The organism is Kribbella sp. NBC_01505 (assembly GCF_045040285.1).
In the GTDB taxonomy this organism is placed as follows: domain Bacteria; phylum Actinomycetota; class Actinomycetes; order Propionibacteriales; family Kribbellaceae; genus Kribbella.
In genome coordinates this window covers 5861925-5878148 of the sequence record NZ_CP109425.1, presented here as the reverse complement: position 1 = coordinate 5878148, position 16224 = coordinate 5861925, and the positions used below count along the sequence as shown (strand labels likewise).

At 67.4% G+C, this 16224-nt stretch carries 18 protein-coding genes; 2 read left to right on the top strand and 16 right to left on the bottom strand.

The window, feature by feature from the left end; genetic code table 11:
• Positions 1-9: 9 nt before the first annotated feature.
• From OG474_RS27765 to clpS, 8 genes are all read right to left on the bottom strand, one after another.
• Entirely contained in the window at positions 10-957 is a 948-nt protein-coding gene (locus tag OG474_RS27765) for a PLP-dependent cysteine synthase family protein (RefSeq protein ID WP_405056522.1), read from the bottom strand.
• 2 nt (positions 958-959) lie between these two features.
• A complete protein-coding gene (locus OG474_RS27760; protein ID WP_405056521.1) occupies positions 960-1238 on the bottom strand; it encodes a MoaD/ThiS family protein in 279 nt (92 codons plus the stop codon).
• Between the two features lies 1 nt (position 1239).
• Complete coding sequence (locus OG474_RS27755) at positions 1240-1722, bottom strand: Mov34/MPN/PAD-1 family protein (protein WP_405056520.1); 483 nt, start codon at positions 1720-1722, stop codon at positions 1240-1242.
• Between the two features lie 64 nt (positions 1723-1786).
• A complete protein-coding gene (locus OG474_RS27750) occupies positions 1787-2764 on the bottom strand; it encodes an aldo/keto reductase (protein WP_405056519.1) in 978 nt (325 codons plus the stop codon).
• Between the two features lie 10 nt (positions 2765-2774).
• A complete protein-coding gene (ileS, locus tag OG474_RS27745) occupies positions 2775-5852 on the bottom strand; it encodes an isoleucine--tRNA ligase (RefSeq protein ID WP_405056518.1) in 3078 nt (1025 codons plus the stop codon).
• Between the two features lie 68 nt (positions 5853-5920).
• The gene (locus OG474_RS27740; protein WP_405056517.1) at positions 5921-6562 is read right to left on the bottom strand and encodes a hypothetical protein; all 642 of its coding nucleotides are present in this window, start codon (positions 6560-6562) and stop codon (positions 5921-5923) included.
• A 429-nt stretch (positions 6563-6991) separates the two neighbouring features.
• Positions 6992-7543: a DUF2017 domain-containing protein gene (locus tag OG474_RS27735; protein ID WP_405056516.1), complete on the bottom strand. Its 552-nt coding sequence runs from the start codon at positions 7541-7543 to the stop codon at positions 6992-6994.
• Positions 7540-7827 (bottom strand): ATP-dependent Clp protease adapter ClpS, encoded by a 288-nt coding sequence (gene clpS / locus OG474_RS27730; RefSeq protein WP_391543248.1) that lies wholly within the window; start codon positions 7825-7827, stop codon positions 7540-7542. Before clpS ends, OG474_RS27735 begins: the two co-directional genes overlap by 4 nt.
• Before the next feature lie 94 nt (positions 7828-7921).
• On the opposite strand from clpS, the gene OG474_RS27725 reads away from it, so the two are divergent.
• Together OG474_RS27725 and OG474_RS27720 are read left to right on the top strand one after the other, a co-directional pair.
• Positions 7922-9202: a nicotinate phosphoribosyltransferase gene (locus OG474_RS27725; RefSeq protein ID WP_405064621.1), complete on the top strand. Its 1281-nt coding sequence runs from the start codon at positions 7922-7924 to the stop codon at positions 9200-9202.
• Positions 9199-9669: a MarR family winged helix-turn-helix transcriptional regulator gene (locus OG474_RS27720; protein WP_405056515.1), complete on the top strand. Its 471-nt coding sequence runs from the start codon at positions 9199-9201 to the stop codon at positions 9667-9669. The genes OG474_RS27725 and OG474_RS27720 overlap by 4 nt, the downstream gene beginning before the upstream one ends.
• On the opposite strand, the gene OG474_RS27715 is transcribed toward OG474_RS27720, so the two are convergent.
• The 8 genes from OG474_RS27715 to OG474_RS27680 form a co-directional block, all read right to left on the bottom strand.
• Positions 9666-9977, bottom strand: coding sequence for a DUF1048 domain-containing protein (locus OG474_RS27715; protein ID WP_405056514.1), 312 nt, complete (start codon positions 9975-9977; stop codon positions 9666-9668). The genes OG474_RS27720 and OG474_RS27715 overlap by 4 nt on opposite strands.
• A 1-nt stretch (position 9978) precedes the next feature.
• Complete coding sequence (locus OG474_RS27710) at positions 9979-10335, bottom strand: DUF1048 domain-containing protein (protein WP_405056513.1); 357 nt, start codon at positions 10333-10335, stop codon at positions 9979-9981.
• Positions 10332-10658: a PadR family transcriptional regulator gene (locus tag OG474_RS27705; RefSeq protein ID WP_405056511.1), complete on the bottom strand. Its 327-nt coding sequence runs from the start codon at positions 10656-10658 to the stop codon at positions 10332-10334. Before OG474_RS27705 ends, OG474_RS27710 begins: the two co-directional genes overlap by 4 nt.
• A 92-nt stretch (positions 10659-10750) precedes the next feature.
• Positions 10751-11554: an ABC transporter permease gene (locus OG474_RS27700; protein ID WP_405056510.1), complete on the bottom strand. Its 804-nt coding sequence runs from the start codon at positions 11552-11554 to the stop codon at positions 10751-10753.
• On the bottom strand, positions 11554-12408 hold the full coding sequence (locus tag OG474_RS27695) for an ABC transporter permease (RefSeq protein ID WP_405056509.1): 855 nt from the start codon (positions 12406-12408) through the stop codon (positions 11554-11556). The genes OG474_RS27700 and OG474_RS27695 overlap by 1 nt, the downstream gene beginning before the upstream one ends.
• A 5-nt stretch (positions 12409-12413) precedes the next feature.
• Entirely contained in the window at positions 12414-13622 is a 1209-nt protein-coding gene (locus OG474_RS27690) for an ABC transporter substrate-binding protein (RefSeq protein ID WP_405056508.1), read from the bottom strand.
• A gap of 35 nt (positions 13623-13657) precedes the next feature.
• Positions 13658-14689, bottom strand: coding sequence for an ABC transporter ATP-binding protein (locus tag OG474_RS27685; RefSeq protein ID WP_405056507.1), 1032 nt, complete (start codon positions 14687-14689; stop codon positions 13658-13660).
• A complete protein-coding gene (locus OG474_RS27680) occupies positions 14689-16122 on the bottom strand; it encodes an aminobutyraldehyde dehydrogenase (RefSeq protein WP_405056506.1) in 1434 nt (477 codons plus the stop codon). Before OG474_RS27680 ends, OG474_RS27685 begins: the two co-directional genes overlap by 1 nt.
• Positions 16123-16224 lie beyond the last annotated feature (102 nt).

The following is a 16224-nucleotide window of genomic DNA, read 5'->3' as shown; positions in this document are numbered from 1 at the left end:
AAAGACTTCTCAGGCCCAGAGCTGGCCTTCGAGGCGGTCCTCCGCCTCGTCGACCGTGCCCTCATAGGCACCGGTCGACAGGTACTTCCAGCCGCCGTCGGCGACCACGAAGGCGATGTCGGCCCGCTCACCGTCGCGCACGCACTTGGCCGCCTGGCCGAGCGCGGCGTGCAGGATCGCGCCGGTCGAGACGCCGGCGAAGATGCCCTCGTTGTCGAGCAGCTCCCGCACCCGCCGGACGGCGTCGCGGGGTCCGACCGAGAAACGGGCATCGATCAGCGAAGCGTCGTACAGCTCCGGGACGAAGCCCTCCTCGAGGTTGCGCAGACCGTAGACGAGCTCGCCGTACCGGGGCTCGGCGGCGACGATGCGCACCTCGGGCTTGTGCTCACGGAAGAAGCGGCCGGCGCCCATCAGCGTGCCGGTCGTGCCGAGACCCGCGACGAAATGCGTCACCGACGGCAGGTCGTCGAAGATCTCCCGCGCGGTGCCGTCGTAGTGGGCGGCCGCGTTCGACGGGTTGCCGTACTGATAGAGCATCACCCAGTCCGGGTGGTCCTCTGCGACCTGCTTGGCGACCCGGACCGCTTCGTTCGAACCGCCCGCGGCTGGGGACGAGATGATCTCCGCGCCCCACATCCGCAGGATCTGGCGGCGCTCCTGCGAGGTGTTCTCCGGCATCACGCAGACCATCCGGTAGCCGCGCAGCTTGGCCGCCATCGCGAGCGAGATCCCGGTGTTGCCCGACGTCGGCTCCAGGATCGTGTTGCCCGGCCGGAGCCGGCCGTCCTTCTCCGCGTCGAGCAGCATCCGCAGCGCCGCCCGGTCCTTGATCGAACCGGTCGGGTTGTGGTCCTCGAGCTTGGCCCACAACCGTACGTCGGCCGACGGCGACAGCTTGGGCAGCCCCACCAGCGGCGTGCCCCCGACCGAGTCGAGCAGGCTGTCGAAGCGCATGCTCAGCCGCCGGCGACCGCGGGCAGGACCACGACCACGTCGCCGTCCTTCACCCCGGTCTGCAGACCACCGGTGAAGCGCACGTCCTCGTCGTTCACGTACACGTTGACGAACCGCCGCAGCTCCTCCGGCTCCCCCTCGACGATCCGCTCCTTGAGCCCGGGGTGGCTGCCGTCCACGTTGTCGATGAACGCCGCCAGCGTCTCCCCCGCCCCGGTGACCAGCTTCTCGCCGCCGGTGAAGGTGCGCAGGATCGTCGGGACCCGCAACTCGATCGCCATCTCAGTTCTCTCCCGTTTCGCTGCTGTCTAATTCGTTGCTGTGTCGTTCGGTGTGGGCCGTGACGACCTTGACCTCTTCTTCGGTGACCGTGCCGTCGACGATCCGGTACGACCGGAACTCGACCGGACCGTCGTACGTGAGTGACTCGGCGCCGTCCCGCGTCGACACCAGCACGTAGTGCGCGTCCGGGACGCGCGCCTCGGAGATGTCGGTCCGCGACGGGTACGCCTCGGTCGCGGTGTGCGAGTGGTAGATCACGACCGCCTCCTCGTCGTTGTCCCACATCTCGTCGTACAGCTTCTTCCAGTCGTCGTTGTCGAACTTGTAGTACGTCGGCGACCGCTCCGCATTCAGCATCGGCACCACCCGCACCGGCCGGTCCGACCCCTCCGGCCCCACGATCACCCCGCACGCCTCGTCCGGGTGATCCCGCCGCGCATGCGCCACGATCGCGTCGTACGCCGCCCGCTCGATGATCAACACGCCTCCACGGTACGGCGACCGCCGGACCGACCCTGACAACCGCAGGGTCGGTCCAGTATGTGGACTACCAGCGGTTGTGGATCTGGGGGCGGATGAGGTCGTCGTAGATCTCTCGTACGGCGGTCTGCTGCTCGTCGGTGAGGGGGGCCAGGGCGGCTGCGGCGATGTTGCCGGCTACCTGGGTGGGGTTGCGGGCGCCGGGGATGACGACGGAGACGCCGGGCTGGTCGATGATCCAGCGGAGGGCGAACTGGGCCATGGTGGCGCCGGCGGGGAGCCAGGGCATCAACCGTTGGACGGCTTCGAGGCCGGTGCCGAAGTCGACGCCGGAGAAGGTCTCGCCGACGTCGAAGGCCTCGCCATGGCGGTTGTAGGTGCGGTGGTCGTCGGCGGCGAAGACGGTGTTCTCGTCGTACTTGCCGGAGAGCAGACCGCTGGCGAGCGGGACGCGGGCGATGATGCCGACGCCCGCCTCCTGGGCCGCGGGCAGGACCTCGTCGAGCGGCTTGAGGCGGAGCGCGTTCAGGATGATCTGGATGCTCGCCACGTTCGGGCGCGCGATCGCGGTCAGCGCTTCGGCGGTGGTCTCGACACTCACGCCGTACGCCGCGATCCGGCCCTCGTCGACCATCGCGTCCAGGTCGTCGAAGACCGCGTCGGTCGAGTACACGGCGGTCGGCGGGCAGTGCAGCTGGACCAGGTCGATGGTGTCGACCCCGAGGTTCTGCCGGGAGCGGTCGTTCCAGGCGCGGAAGTTGGCCGGGTTGTAGTTCTCCGGCAGCTGCTCGACCCGGCGGCCCATCTTGCTCGCCACGGTCAGGCCCTCGTGTTCCTTGAGGACCTGACCGACGAGCCGCTCGCTCCGGCCGTCGCCGTACACATCGGCGGTGTCGATGAACGTCACGCCGCCCTCGATCGCCGACCGCAGTACGGCGAGGGCGTCGCTCTCGTCCACCGACCCCCAGTCGGCGCCCAGCTGCCAGGCGCCGAGCCCGACCACGCCTACATCCCGACCGGTCCGTCCAAGCTTCCGCGTCTCCATGAACGCAACATTAGGACCTGAGGTCGAGCTCCAATTCAGAGCCCTCTTGTACGGCGAGGTCGGTGGCGAGCGTCTCGCGCATGATCAGCTCGCGGTGGGTTTCGACGGCTGCGGCCATCGCGGGTTCGGCGGTCACGGTCAACCGGATGCGATCGGTCACCTCGAGCCCCGAATCCCGCCGGGCCTGCTGGATCGAGCGGATCACGTCGCGCGCCGTACCCTCGGCTTCCAGCTCAGGCGTGATCGTCGTGTCGAGGACCACGAAACCGCCGCTCGGCAAGAGTCCGCTCGACCCGTCGGCGTCCGTTGCCAGCGTCGTCTCCAGGGCGTACTCCCCCTCGACCAGCTCGATGCCCCCGGCAACCACCACGCCGGCCTCGGACACCGACCAGTCTCCGGACTTCGAAGCCTTGATCGCGGTCTGCACCGTCTTCCCCAGCCGCGGACCGGCCGCGCGCGCGTTGACCGTCAGCCGTTGCGACACCGGCGCGTCGACCGCGTCCACCGAGGTCAGCACCACCTCACGGACGTTCAGCTCCGCGGCGATCAGCCCGGTGAGCGCCTGCAGATCGGCAGATGTTGCCACAGTCAACTTCTGCAGCGGCTGCCGCGCGCGGATCCCGGTCGCCTTCCGGATCGCCGAGGCGACCGAACACACCTCCCGGGCACGCTCCATCCGCTCCACCAGCTCCGGGTCGTCCGGCAGCTTGCCGACGGTCGGCCAGTCGGTCAGGTGCACCGACCGCTCGCCGGTCAGCCCGCGCCAGATGTCCTCGGCAACCAACGGCAACAGCGGTGCGACCGTCCGGCACAGCGTCTCGAGCGCCGTGTAGAGCGTGTCGATCGCCGCCTGCTCACCCGCCCAGAAACGGTCGCGGGAGCGCCGGATGTACCAGTTCGTGAGCACGTCGACGTACGAGGTGATCGCGTCGCAAGCCGAAGCGATGTCATACCGGTCGAGTTTGTCCTGGATGTCGGTGACGAACAGCCGCAGCCGGGCGAGCAGGTAGCGATCGAGCAGATCCTCGGGCTGCTCGGCGGCCTGGCCTTCGCGGTCGGCCGCATTCGCGTAGAGGGCGAAGAAGGACCAGGCGTTCCAGAGCGGGATCAGCACCTGCCGGACACCCTCGCGGATGCCTTCCTCGGTGACGATCAGGTTTCCGCCGCGCAGGATCGGGCTCGACATCAGGAACCAGCGCATCGCGTCCGCGCCGTCCCGGTCGAACACCTCGCGGACGTCGGGATAGTTCTGCAGCGACTTGCTCATCTTCTGCCCGTCGCTGCCGAGCACGATCCCGTGGCTCAGCACCGACTTGAACGCCGGCCGGTCGAACAACGCCGTACCGAGAATGTGCATGGTGTAGAACCAGCCACGCGTCTGCCCGATGTACTCGACGATGAAGTCGCCCGGGAAGTGGCTCTCGAACCAGTCCGTGTTCTCGAACGGGTAGTGCACCTGCGCGAAACTCATCGACCCCGAGTCGAACCAGACATCCAGTACGTCGGACACCCGGCGCATCGTCGACTTCCCGGTCGGGTCGTCCGGGTTCGGTCGGGTCAGCTGATCGACGTACGGGCGGTGCAGGTCCTCGACCTTGACCCCGAAGTCACGCTCGAGGTCCGCGATGGATCCGTAGACGTCGATCCGCGGGTACGCCGGATCGTCGGATCGCCAGACGGGGATCGGCGAACCCCAGAAGCGGTTCCGGCTGATCGACCAGTCGCGGGCGTTGCTCAGCCACTTGCCGAACTGGCCGTGCTTCACGTGCTCCGGGGTCCAGGTGATGTCCTCGTTCAGCTCGACCATCCGGTCGCGGATCGCCGTCACCTGGACGAACCAGCTCGAAACCGCCTTGTAGATCAGGGGATTCCGGCACCGCCAGCAGTGCGGGTAGCTGTGCACATAGCTGTCCTCGCGGATCAGCGCCCCGGCCGCCTTGAGGTCGCGGATGATCGGGCGGTTGGCCTCGAAGACGTGCAGACCCTGGTACGGCGGGACCACGCTGGTGAACCGGGCTCCGTCGTCGACGGTCAGGATCGTGGGGATCCCGACGGCATCGCAGGCGAGCTGGTCCTCCTCGCCGTACGCGGGTGCCATGTGTACGACGCCGGTGCCGTCGTCGGTCGTCACGTGCTCGGCCGCGATCACCTGGAAGGCGTTGGGGGCGTCGGCGAAGAAGTCGAAGAGCGGGGTGTAGCGCTTGCCGATCAGCTCCGCACCCTTGAGCCGCCGAATCACGTCGCCGCTCAGGCCGGCCGAGTCGCCGTGCTGACCGACATACGACGCCAGACGCGCTTCCGCCAGGATCGTGGGCCGCCCCTCGGCGTCGTTCACCACCACGTAGTCGAGGTCCGGACCGACCGCCATCGCGAGGTTGCTCGGTAGCGTCCACGGGGTGGTCGTCCAGGCGAGCAGGCGCTCCCCGGTCTCCAGCTCGACGGCGACCGTCACCGACGGGTCCTGCCGCTGCTGGTAGACGTCGTCGTCCATCCGCAGCTCGTGGTTGGACAGCGGGGTCTCGTCGTTCCAGCAGTACGGGAGGACGCGCAGGCCCTCGTAGACCAGGCCCTTGTCGTACAGGGTCTTGAACGCCCAGATCACCGACTCCATGTAGTCAGGACTGAGCGTCTTGTAGTCGTTGTCGAAATCCACCCAGCGGGCCTGGCGGGTGACGTAACTGCGCCACTCGTCGGTGTACTTCAGCACCGACTCCCGGCAGGTCGCGTTGAACTTCTCGATCCCCAGCTCGAGGATCTCCGCCTTCGTCTTCAGCCCCAGCACCCGCTGAGCCTCCAGCTCAGCCGGCAACCCGTGCGTGTCCCACCCGAACCGCCGCTCCACCCGGGCCCCACGCATCGTCTTGTACCGAGGCACCAGATCCTTCACGTACCCCGTCAGCAGATGCCCGTAGTGCGGCAGCCCGTTGGCGAACGGAGGCCCGTCGTAAAAGACGAACTCCTCCCCCACCCGCCGCTCCACCGACCCACGAAAAGTGTCATCCGCCTCCCAGAACGCCAGCACCTCCCCCTCGATCTCCGGAAAATCCGGAGCCCCACCCACCCTGCCGCCAGTCCTCGGATAGCTCACCCCCGCATGCTACGCAGGAGCCGTCCCTCCCGAGTACGTCAATACCTAGGAAGGACGGCTCCGTCGGCTCAACCGGTCTTACGCCATTCGCCACAACGCTCGGTTTTAAAGGCCTTGTCAGACTTCTTGATGACTACGGTCTGCGGCCCGCTACTCAGATTGTTCGCGATGATGCCGCCGAGGTCGCCATCCAGGCTGGACATCCGCGCCCAGTAGCAGTCACCGCCACCGGCCGACTTGTACTTGCCTGGCTTGATGTCGACTCCGACCTCGTAGGTGCCGTCGTCAGTGATCGCCGCCGACGCCTGCGGCGGCTGCGCAGTCACGGTCTTTGCCGGTGGCGCAGGCTTCGTGACGGTGACCGGAGGAGCAGTTACGGTCACCTCCTCGCCGGGCTTTGCTGCGGTCGTCACCGTCACTGTCGGCGCCGGAACGCCGGAGCTCAGGGCCGCCGCCGAGGTGGTGTCGGCCCCGGCGTTGCCCGCCACCGCACCCACTGTGAAGATGATGAGCCCGCCCAGGGCACTCCACCCGATCGTGGCGGCGCGGCTCCTCGGCTTGTGCTGCTTCGGCCCTCGCGGCGCCGGCCCACCTGCTGGATACTGCGGATGCCCGAGTGCCGGGCTCGGCTGCTGCCCAGGTGCACCGTACGGCGGCAGCCCTTGTGCGTCGAACGGCCGATTCGGATCCTGCGGATACTGCTGAGACATCGCAATTCCTCCCCATCCCCGAGCCCCCCTCGGGATCTGCCAGGAAGCTAACGCTGTGTGAGGATTTCCGCCAGCCCCCGTCACCCCAAGCGAGAAATGATCACCCATTCGTTACATTCCGTAACATTGGTCTCCTCGGAACGACCAGGTCGCTCGTCGGCGGACCGCCCCCACTGTCCAACCTCGGCTGGCACCCCACTTCCACGCGTGAAGCCGCCTCGGCAAATCGCTCACCAGCTACTTGATCAGTGCCGGCGATCCGGCCGCTGGGCGTAGACATGAACGGGTAGTGGTCGCCGGTCGGGCTCAGGTACGCCGTCCAGTGCGCTCAGGCAAGAGCCTGCGATCGCCGCCGCCTGGACTACTACCCGTCCGTCGGTACGCCGGCCAGCCGGCATAGGTGCTGTCGCCGCCGGAGGCGGTGTCGTTTCAGCGCATGTTGTGGAGGAGAGCTGACTGGAGGTAGCCGAGCCAGTCGTAGAGGTCGTAGGTGAGGCGGCGGGGGTCGTCTTCGGGGAGTTTCTCCCAGGTGACGTGGTCGTCCTCGTCCTTGATGTCCAGGCGGGTGCCGATGGCCAGGCGGAGGTCGTTGAGGGCCCGGAGCCAGGAGAGTTGCTCGTCGGGCTCGAGGGCGATCTCGTCGGCGCCGGACTCCTCGAGGGCGGAGAGGACGCGTTTGGCGTCGGTGATCTTGCCGTCGCGCAGGCCGCGTTCGGTGAAGCGGCGGAACTCACCGGACGCCATGTCGTCGGAGCCGTAGGCGTCGGGGAAGAGACGCTGCAGGACGATGTCCTCCGGCGGGGAGGTCGGGCCGTCGGAGTCGAGCAGTGCCGCCAGCGGGTCGCTGGACTGGGTGGCGCGCGGAGGCATGCCGTCGTACAGGAGCTCGACCAGGTTGCGGAGCAGGTTGGCGAGGATGTCGGCCTCGTGCTCGGCGAAGCTGACCGCGACGATCTTGCGGCGCTTGCGGAACCGCGTCACGACTTCTCGCAGGTGGCCCACAGGCCGTAGGAGTGCATCGCCTCGACGTCGCGCTCCATGGCTTCCCGGTTACCGTTCGACACCGCCGACTTACCCTCCTCGTGGACCTGCATCATCAGCTTCTCCGCCTTGGACTTGGAGTAGCCGAAGTACGTCTGGAAGACGAACGTGACGTAGTCCATCAGGTTCACCGGATCGTTCCAGACGATCGTCACCCAGGGTGGGCTCAGCTGGATCGCCTCGTCGACTTCGGGGCTCGCGAGCTCGCTCGGTGCGGTGGTCACTGACCCATTCTCTCCACTACTGGTTCCGTCGGCGCAATAGGCTGCCCTTGTGAACACCTCGACCGCGCTCCTGACGGACCACTACGAGTTGACCATGTTGCAGGCCAGCCTGGCCGACGGCTCGGCGCAGCGCCGCTCGGTCTTCGAGCTGTTCGCCCGACGGCTGCCCGACGGCCGCCGCTACGGCGTCGTCGCCGGGGTGAACCGGCTGCTCGACGCCCTCGAACAGTTCCGCTTCGACGAACGGGCGATCGCCTTCCTGGCCGACCGGGGTGTCGTCGACCAGGTTACCCGCGACTGGCTCGCCGGCTACCGCTTCACCGGTGACATCGCCGGGTACGCCGACGGCGAAATCTTCTTCCCCGGATCCCCGGTGCTCGTCGTGGAGTCGAGTTTCGCCGAGGCGGTGCTGCTGGAGACCGTCTTCCTGTCGATCCTGAACCACGATTCCGCGGTCGCCTCGGCCGCCTCCCGGATGACCTGGTGGGCCGGCGGCCGCCCCTGTATCGAGATGGGCTCCCGGCGGACCCACGAGGAGGCCGCGGTCGCCTCCGCGCTGGCGGCGTACATCGCGGGCTTCGCGACCACCTCCAACCTGGAGGCCGCGCACCGCTACGGCATCCCCAGCGCGGGGACGTCGGCGCACTCGTTCACCCTGCTGCACGACACCGAGAAGGAGGCGTTCACCTCCCAGGTGGATGCCCTCGGCAAGCGCACCACCCTGCTGGTCGACACGTACGACGTCGCCGAGGCGGTCCGGACCGCGATCGAGATCACCGGCCCCGAGCTCGGCGCCGTACGGCTGGATTCCGGCGACCTGCCGTCGCTGGCCGGCCAGGTCCGCGAGCAGCTCGACGCCCTCGGCGCGACCAGGACCCGGATCATCGTGACCTCGGACCTCGACGAGTTCCAGATCGCCGCGCTCGCGCCGGCCCCGGTCGACGGCTACGGCGTCGGTACGTCGCTGGTCACCGGCTCGGGCTACCCGACCTGCGGGTTCGTCTACAAGCTGGTCGCCCGCGAGGACGCGAGCGGTGAGCTCGTCCCGGTGGCGAAGAAGAGCCCGGACAAGATCTCGATCGGCGGCCGCAAGTGGGCGCTGCGCCGCCGAACCGCGGCCGGTGTCGCCGAGGCCGAGCTGATCGGCGTCGGCAGCCTCCCCGAGGACGACGGCGACGACCGCGAGCTGCTGAAGCCGCTGGTCAAGGGCGGCGAGGTCATCGGCCGCACCACCCCCGCCGAGTCCCAGGCCCACCACCTGAAGGTCCGCGACGAGCTCCCCCGCTTCGCCAGCCAGCTCAGCCGCGGCGAGCCCGCCATCCCCACCCAGTACGTCGGGGACTACACCTCGCAGAACGCCTGGACCCACAAATGACCACGCTCGAGGAGGAATGGCCCGTCGACGCCCCCGCCGGGCCACGGGACGTCCTGATCGCATTGCGCTTCGCCGACCGCGCAGCCCGCAAGGCCGTCGCGGCCGAGCTGGTCGGGACCGGTCTGCACACCGGCCAGGAGCTGGTCCTCGCCAAACTGCTCCACCACGGCTCGCTCCCCGTGGCGAAGCTCGCGAAGGTCCTGGACGTCGAAGTACCGACCGCGACCAAGACCACCCAGCGCATGGAGACCGCCGGGCTGGTCCGCCGGGTCAAGAGCACGACCGACGCCCGCCAGGTCGGCATCGAGCTCACCGACGCGGGCGCCGAGCTCGCTCGCACGGTCGAGGACATCTACGACCGGGCCGGCGGCCGTGCCCTGGCCGGTCTGACCCCCGAGGACCGCCGCCAGCTCCGCAACCTGCTGTGGACGCTGACGACAACCCTCGAAGGCGATCCGCGCGACTAGGACTTCTCCTTGATGGACGCCTGGTAGACGTCCGCGTAGGTCTCCGAGTCCTTCACCAGCCCGTCGGCGAAGGCGGCCACGTCGGTGCCGATCAGCTCCAGCACACCCTTGCCGCTCGCGACACCCTCCTCGAAGAAGTCGACGATCCCCGACAGCAGGTCGCCCTCCAGCAGGTCGACCGGGCCGACCTTGAACAGGTAGCGCTGCAGCTCTTTGTAGACGATCTGGTAGTCCGGCGGGAGCGCCTTCACGCGTGCGACGTGCGCTCGCCACTGCTTCTTGCCCTCGATGAGGTCCTGAATGCCCATGTCAGCCTCCTAGCCGGGCGAGTTTCTTGGCGACGTTCCGGTTCAGCTGGTCACGCCAGCGGTCGCGATAGCCCCGGGCCCCTTCGCCGCCGGCCAGCGCCGCACTGAACCCCACGATGTCGTCACCGACCACCTGATAGATGGTCTGACCGTCTGCCGAGGTCTCTTCGAGCAGCCCCAGCGCGCTGTCGAGGATCGGCATCAGATTCCGCCCGGAGAAGTCGCCGTACGGCATCAGGTGCTCTTTGATCTCGTCCCATGCTGCCCGGAAGTCGCTCGGCAGAACCGCCGCGCGAGCCTCGAACGCCTTGTATTCCCTGGTGAGATCGCTCCCCGTGATGGTCTCCCAGAACGTCATCTCCCACCCTCCTTGAGTTTGTCGATCCGCTCGGTGATGAAGTCCCACTTCGCCCAGAACGTCACGAGCTCCGCCCGGCCGGCGTCGTTGAGCGCGTAGAACTTGCGCGGCGGCCCCTGTCCGGACGGTCGCTTCGTCACCTGGACGAGCCCGTTCTTCTCCAGGCGCAGCAGGATCGTGTAGACGGTCCCCTCGACGACATCGGTGAAGCCGAGTTCGTTCAGCCGGCGGGTGATGGCGTACCCATAGGTCTCCGCACCGCCGATGATCTCCAGCACGCAACCCTCCAGCGTGCCCTTGAGCATCTCCGTCAGATGATCCATCCCACCGCCCCCGGTACTCCGTGCCACTCAGTACCAGTACACGGTATCACGCAGTACCGGGCCGTGGTCAGCTAGCAGGCCAACTGAAGCCGTCAGTGGCCCAGTGATTCGGCGTCGCCGGAGAGGCGTTGGGCCAGCCAGACGGGGACCACGGAGACGACGATCAGGGCGGCGGCGACGACGTTCACGATCGGGGCCTGGTTGGGGCGGAAGAGGTTGTTGAAGATCCAGATCGGCAGCGTCTGCTGCTGGGCGCCGGCGGTGAACGTGGTCACGATGATCTCGTCGAAGGACAGCGCGAAGGCGAGCAGTCCGCCGGCCAGCAACGCCGAGCGGATCATCGGGAAGGTCACCAGGCGGAAGGTCTGGAAGCCCGACGCGCCCAGATCGGCCGAGGCTTGTTCCAGTTGCAATCCGGTACGGCGAAGTCGCGCGATCACGTTGTTGAAGACGGTCACGATGCAGAACGTGGCGTGCGCGATCACGATCGTGACGAAGCCGAGTTGCCAGCCGAAGATCGTCCGGAACGCGTTGTTCAGCGCGATACCCGTGACGATGCCGGGCAGCGCGATCGGGAGGATCACCAGCAGCGACACCGCGTCGCGGCCGTAGAAACTGAAGCGCTGCAGGGCGAACGCGATCATCGTGCCGAGGATCAGCGCGATCGCGGTCGCCGCGAGACCGACGCGAACGCTCACCCAGAGCGCGTCGAGGGCACCCTGGCTCTCCGCGGCTCGTCGCCACCAGTCAAGGGTGAAGTCGCGAGGGGGCCAGGCGAAGGTCTTGTTCACGTTGAACGAGTTGACCACCACCAGCAGCAGCGGCACGTAGATCACCGCGAGGATGAGCGCGGTCAGGATCCGCAGGACGACGCGGGTCGGTCCGGACATCGTCATCAGAGGCTCTCCATCGCTCCGGTACGGCGGACCGCCGCCAGGTACACGAGCATCACCACGACCGGAATCGTGGCCACCGCCGCGGCGAACGGCAGGTTGTTCGCGGCACCCACATTGTCGTAGACCACGTTGCCCAGCAGCTGATTCGTGCCACCGACGATCCGGACCGCGATGTAGTCGCCGAGCGTCAGGCTGAAGGTGAAGATCGACCCGGCCACCATCGCCGGGATCACCACCGGCACGACCACCCGGCGGATCGTGTGACCGGTCCGCGCACCGAGATCGGCCGATGCCTCCAGCAAGGAGTTCGGCAGCCGTTCGAGGCCGGCGTAGATCGGCAGGATCATGTAGGGCAGCCACAAATACGCGAGCGTCACGACGGTTGCCGTCAGCCCGTATCCGGGAGACTTCAGCCCCACCGCCTCGAAGGCCGACGACACCAGCCCGCCCTCGGAGAACATCCCGCGCCAGGCATAAGCCTTGACCAGATAGCTTGCCCACAAGGGCATCAGCACCGCCACCAGCAGGAAGCGTTGCAGCCCCGGCCGTGCCACCTTCGACATGTAGAGCGCGATCGGGAACGCGACCACCGCGTCGACCAGAGTCACCAGTACGGCGACTCCGATCGTCCGCAGCGCGATCGTCCGATACACGTCCTCGGTGAACAACGTCCGGAAACTGTCCAGCGTCCACACCCGCTCGATCGTCCCGGTGAACCCGTTCTGCGTCCACAACGCGGTGACGAACAACGCCGCCAACGCACCGAGATACGCGACTCCGAGCCACAACATCGGCGGACCGAGCAACAAGGCGAGCCGGGCCCGCGGGTGCCTGAACAAACCACTGGGCAGCATTCGATTTATCCCTTGATCGTTGTCCAGGCTTGCGTCCACTTCGAGTAGTCGGCGCACTTGACGTCGGTGCGGCCGTCGAGGCACTGCTCCAGCGGCGTGGTCCAGTACCAGATCTTCTCGGAGTAGGCCTGGTCGCCGGCGTGGAAGGTCGTGCAGTGGCTCTTGTCGGCGGTCTCGGCGCAGGCCTTGCCGTTCGACGGCGACTCACCGAAGTACTCGGCGACAGCCGCGTTGGCCTTCGGGCTGATGATGTGGTTCATCCACAGGTACCCGCAGTTCTTGCTCTTCGACGTGGCACTGAGCATCCAGGTATCCGACCAGCCGGTGACGCCCTCGGTCGGGACGGTCACGTCGACCGGGACCTTCTCGCCCTTGGCGACGTTCGCGATCACCTGCCAGGTGGTGCCGATCACCGAGTTGCCGCTGGTGAACGCCTGCACCTCCTTGAGGTAGTCCGACCAGTACTCCGAGACCAGCCCCTTCTGCTGCTTGAGCAGATCGACGGCCGCGGTGAACTGCTTGTCGTCCAGCGCGTACGGGTTCTTGATCCCGAGATCCGGCTTGGTCGCCATCAGGTACATCGCGGCGTCGGCGATGTAGATCGGCGAGTCGTACGCCGTCACCGTGCCCTTGTACGGCGAGTTCGGGTCGAAGACCGCGCTCCACGAGGTCGGCGCGGGCTTCACCTTGTCGGTGCGCCACATCAGCAGGTTCGCGCCGTACCCGTGCGGGATGCCGTACATCTGGCCCTTGACCGAGTTCCACGGCCGGTCCTTGAGGAACGGGTAGACGTCGGCGTAGTTCTTGACCAGATCGGTGTTGATCGGCTCGACCGTTCCGGCCGCGATCAGTCGCAGCGACGCGTCACCCGAGGCCGACACCACGTCGTACTGGCCGGTCTTCATCAAGGTGACGGCCTCGTCCGAGGTGCCGAACGTCTTCACCGTCACCTGGCAGCCGGTCTCCTTCTCGAACGACGAGACCCAGTCGACCTTCGGGTCGTTCGAGCCGTCCTCGGCGTACCCGGGCCAGGCCAGCACGCTGAGCTTGCCCTCCCCGGCGCCGAGCGTGTCGAGTTTCTTCAGGTCCGGCGGGGTGAACCCGCCACCGGCCGAACTGTTGCCCGACGCACCGGAATCACCTCCGGACGTTCCGCACGAGGCCGCGACCAGGGCGAGCACTGCCAGGCTCACCGCTGCGAGGGATTTCTTCATCGAACGCTCCTTGCCAAAGGGTGGGGGCGGGGGGACTACTGGGCACCACCGTCAATGGAGACGGTGTGTTCGCGATGCCAGGTGAGGCGGACCTGAGCACCCCGAAGCTCGAGCTTGTCCTGCACGGAATCGCCTTGGTTCTGTTGCAGGACCAGGAGGGAACCACCGGCGTCGAGGTCGACCACGGACTGCGTGGCGGCGCCGAGGTACACGACTTCCCGGACGACGCCGGTCGCCGTACAGCGACCTGGTTCCACCGGCGTCCCGACCGGAGCGAGCTGGATCTTCTCCGGCCGCACGGTGAAAACTCCGGCTGTCCCGAGGACCTTCAGCGCGACCTCGTCGGACAGCAGGTTCGACGTACCGACGAAGCCGGCCACGAAGGCCGTCGCCGGGTGTTCGTACAGCTCGGCCGGCTCGGCCAGCTGCTCGATCCGGCCGCCGTTGAACACGGCGATCCGGTCGCTCATCGTCAGCGCCTCCTCCTGATCGTGCGTGACGAACACGAAGGTGATGCCGACATCGCGTTGCATGGCTTTGAGTTCGAGCTGCATCTCACGCCGCAGCTTCAGGTCGAGGGCGCCGAGCGGTTCGTCGAGCAGCAGCACCTTGGGCCGGTTCACCAGCGCCCGGGCCAGCGCGACCCGTTGCCGTTGGCCACCAGATAGCTGACTCGGCTTCCGGTCTCCGAAGCCACTCAACCGGACGGTTTCCAAGGCTTCGGCGGCCTGGGTACGGCGGGCGCGCCGGTCGACTCCCTTGACCCGCAGCCCGTACTCGACGTTCTGCAGCACGCTCATGTGCGGGAACAGCGCGTAGTCCTGGAAGACCGTGTTCACATTGCGCCGGTACGGCGGTCGCGTGGTCACGTCGACGCCGTCGAGCATGATCGTCCCGGCGGTCGGTTCCTCGAACCCGGCGATCATCCGCAGCACCGTGGTCTTGCCGGAGCCGGACGGTCCGAGCATCGAGAAGAACTCGCCCTCGTCCAGATCCAGGTCGACCTCGTCCACGGCGACCACGTCGCCGAAGGTCTTGCGCAGCCCGCGCAGACTGATCGCCGTCATCAGAACGCCGACATGACGTGCTTGATCCGGGTGTAGTCCTCGACGCCGTACATCGAGAGGTCCTTGCCGTACCCCGAATGTTTGAACCCGCCGTGCGGCATCTCGGCCACCAGCGGGATATGGGTGTTGATCCACACACAGCCGAAGTCGAGCGCGCGCGACATCCGCAACACCCGGGAATGATCCGTGGTGAAGACTGAAGAGGCCAGGCCGTACTCGACCCCGTTCGCCATCTCCAGGGCTTCGTCCTCGTCGATGAACGGCTGCACCGTGATGACCGGCCCGAAGATCTCGTCCTGGATCATCTCGTCGTCCTGCCGCAGCCCGGTGACGACCGTCGCCTCGAAGAAGTAGCCGTCCGCCAGCGCTCCACCGGACCGTGAGCCACCCAGTACGACGGATCCGTGGGCCGGCATCCGGGTCAGGAACGCACGCACCCGATCGAGCTGCATGCTGCTGTTGAGCGGCCCGAACAAGGCGTCCTCGTCGTCGGCGAGTCCGGGGCGAGCGTTGTCCCGGGCCCAGGACGTGAGCGCCTCGACAAACGCGTCGTGTGCCGTGGCCTCGACGAGCACCCGGCAGGCCGCCGTACAGTCCTGGCCGGCGTTGAAGTACCCGCCGACGCCGATCGCCTCGGCCGCGACGGCCAGATCGGCATCCGCGAAGACAACGGCCGGTGCCTTGCCGCCGAGCTCCAAATGGGTGCGCTTGAGATCGAGGGCGGCCGTCGACGCGACCTCCGAGCCGGCGCGCGTAGACCCCGTGATGCTGACCAGCCCCGGGGTCGGATGCGCGACCACCGCCTGACCGGTCGCGCGATCTCCACAGACCACGTTGAACACACCGGTCGGCAGCACCTCGGCGGCGATCTCCGCCAACAGGACCGTGCTCACCGGCGTCGTCTCAGCCGGTTTCAGTACGACGGTGTTGCCCGCGGCAAGCGCCGGACCGATCTTCCAGACCGCCATCATCATCGGGTAGTTCCACGGCGTGATCTGACCGACGACACCGATCGGCTCCCGGCGGACCCACGAGGTATGACCGGCCATGTACTCACCGGCCGACTTGCCCTCCAGCAACCGGGCCGCGCCGGCGAAGAAGCGCAACTGGTCGACCATCACGCCGAACTCTTCGTCGCGGGTCAGACCCAACGGCTTGCCGGTGTTCTGCGACTCGGCCGCGATCAGGTCGTCGGCCCGCGCTTCGACCGCGTCGGCGAACCGCAGCAGCATCCCCTGCCGCGCCGACGGCGTATCGCCGCCCCAGTGCGCAAAGGCAGCGGCCGCCGCCCGGTACGCCGCGTCCACGTCGTCCTCGCTGGACAGCGGCGCCGTACCGAAGACCTTTCCGGTGGCCGGATCGATCAGCTCGCTCGTCGCTCCGCTCAGCGCATCGCGCGATTCGTTGCCGATCAGGTTCCGCACAGTTCGCATTGCTCACTCCCAGTGCTGCCGCGACTCGTGGCGGTTAACATATGAAATCAGATGTTAAAGTTCAAGTGATCGGAGAGAATGGCGGGGATCTGTTTTCCAGTC

Bases quoted from the DNA above. Each gene is read 5' to 3' on its own strand.
- OG474_RS27765 (WP_405056522.1), bottom strand. From the start codon at position 957: ATGCGCTTCGACAGCCTGCTCGACTCGGTCGGGGGCACGCCGCTGGTG.
- OG474_RS27760 (WP_405056521.1), bottom strand. From the start codon at position 1,238: ATGGCGATCGAGTTGCGGGTCCCGACGATCCTGCGCACCTTCACCGGC.
- OG474_RS27750 (WP_405056519.1), bottom strand. From the start codon at position 2,764: ATGGAGACGCGGAAGCTTGGACGGACCGGTCGGGATGTAGGCGTGGTC.
- OG474_RS27740 (WP_405056517.1), bottom strand. From the start codon at position 6,562: ATGTCTCAGCAGTATCCGCAGGATCCGAATCGGCCGTTCGACGCACAA.
- OG474_RS27725 (WP_405064621.1), top strand. From the start codon at position 7,922: ATGTTGCAGGCCAGCCTGGCCGACGGCTCGGCGCAGCGCCGCTCGGTC.
- OG474_RS27720 (WP_405056515.1), top strand. From the start codon at position 9,199: ATGACCACGCTCGAGGAGGAATGGCCCGTCGACGCCCCCGCCGGGCCA.
- OG474_RS27715 (WP_405056514.1), bottom strand. From the start codon at position 9,977: ATGGGCATTCAGGACCTCATCGAGGGCAAGAAGCAGTGGCGAGCGCAC.
- OG474_RS27710 (WP_405056513.1), bottom strand. From the start codon at position 10,335: ATGACGTTCTGGGAGACCATCACGGGGAGCGATCTCACCAGGGAATAC.
- OG474_RS27705 (WP_405056511.1), bottom strand. From the start codon at position 10,658: ATGGATCATCTGACGGAGATGCTCAAGGGCACGCTGGAGGGTTGCGTG.
- OG474_RS27700 (WP_405056510.1), bottom strand. From the start codon at position 11,554: ATGACGATGTCCGGACCGACCCGCGTCGTCCTGCGGATCCTGACCGCG.
- OG474_RS27695 (WP_405056509.1), bottom strand. From the start codon at position 12,408: ATGCTGCCCAGTGGTTTGTTCAGGCACCCGCGGGCCCGGCTCGCCTTG.
- OG474_RS27690 (WP_405056508.1), bottom strand. From the start codon at position 13,622: ATGAAGAAATCCCTCGCAGCGGTGAGCCTGGCAGTGCTCGCCCTGGTC.
- OG474_RS27685 (WP_405056507.1), bottom strand. From the start codon at position 14,689: ATGACGGCGATCAGTCTGCGCGGGCTGCGCAAGACCTTCGGCGACGTG.
- OG474_RS27680 (WP_405056506.1), bottom strand. From the start codon at position 16,122: ATGCGAACTGTGCGGAACCTGATCGGCAACGAATCGCGCGATGCGCTG.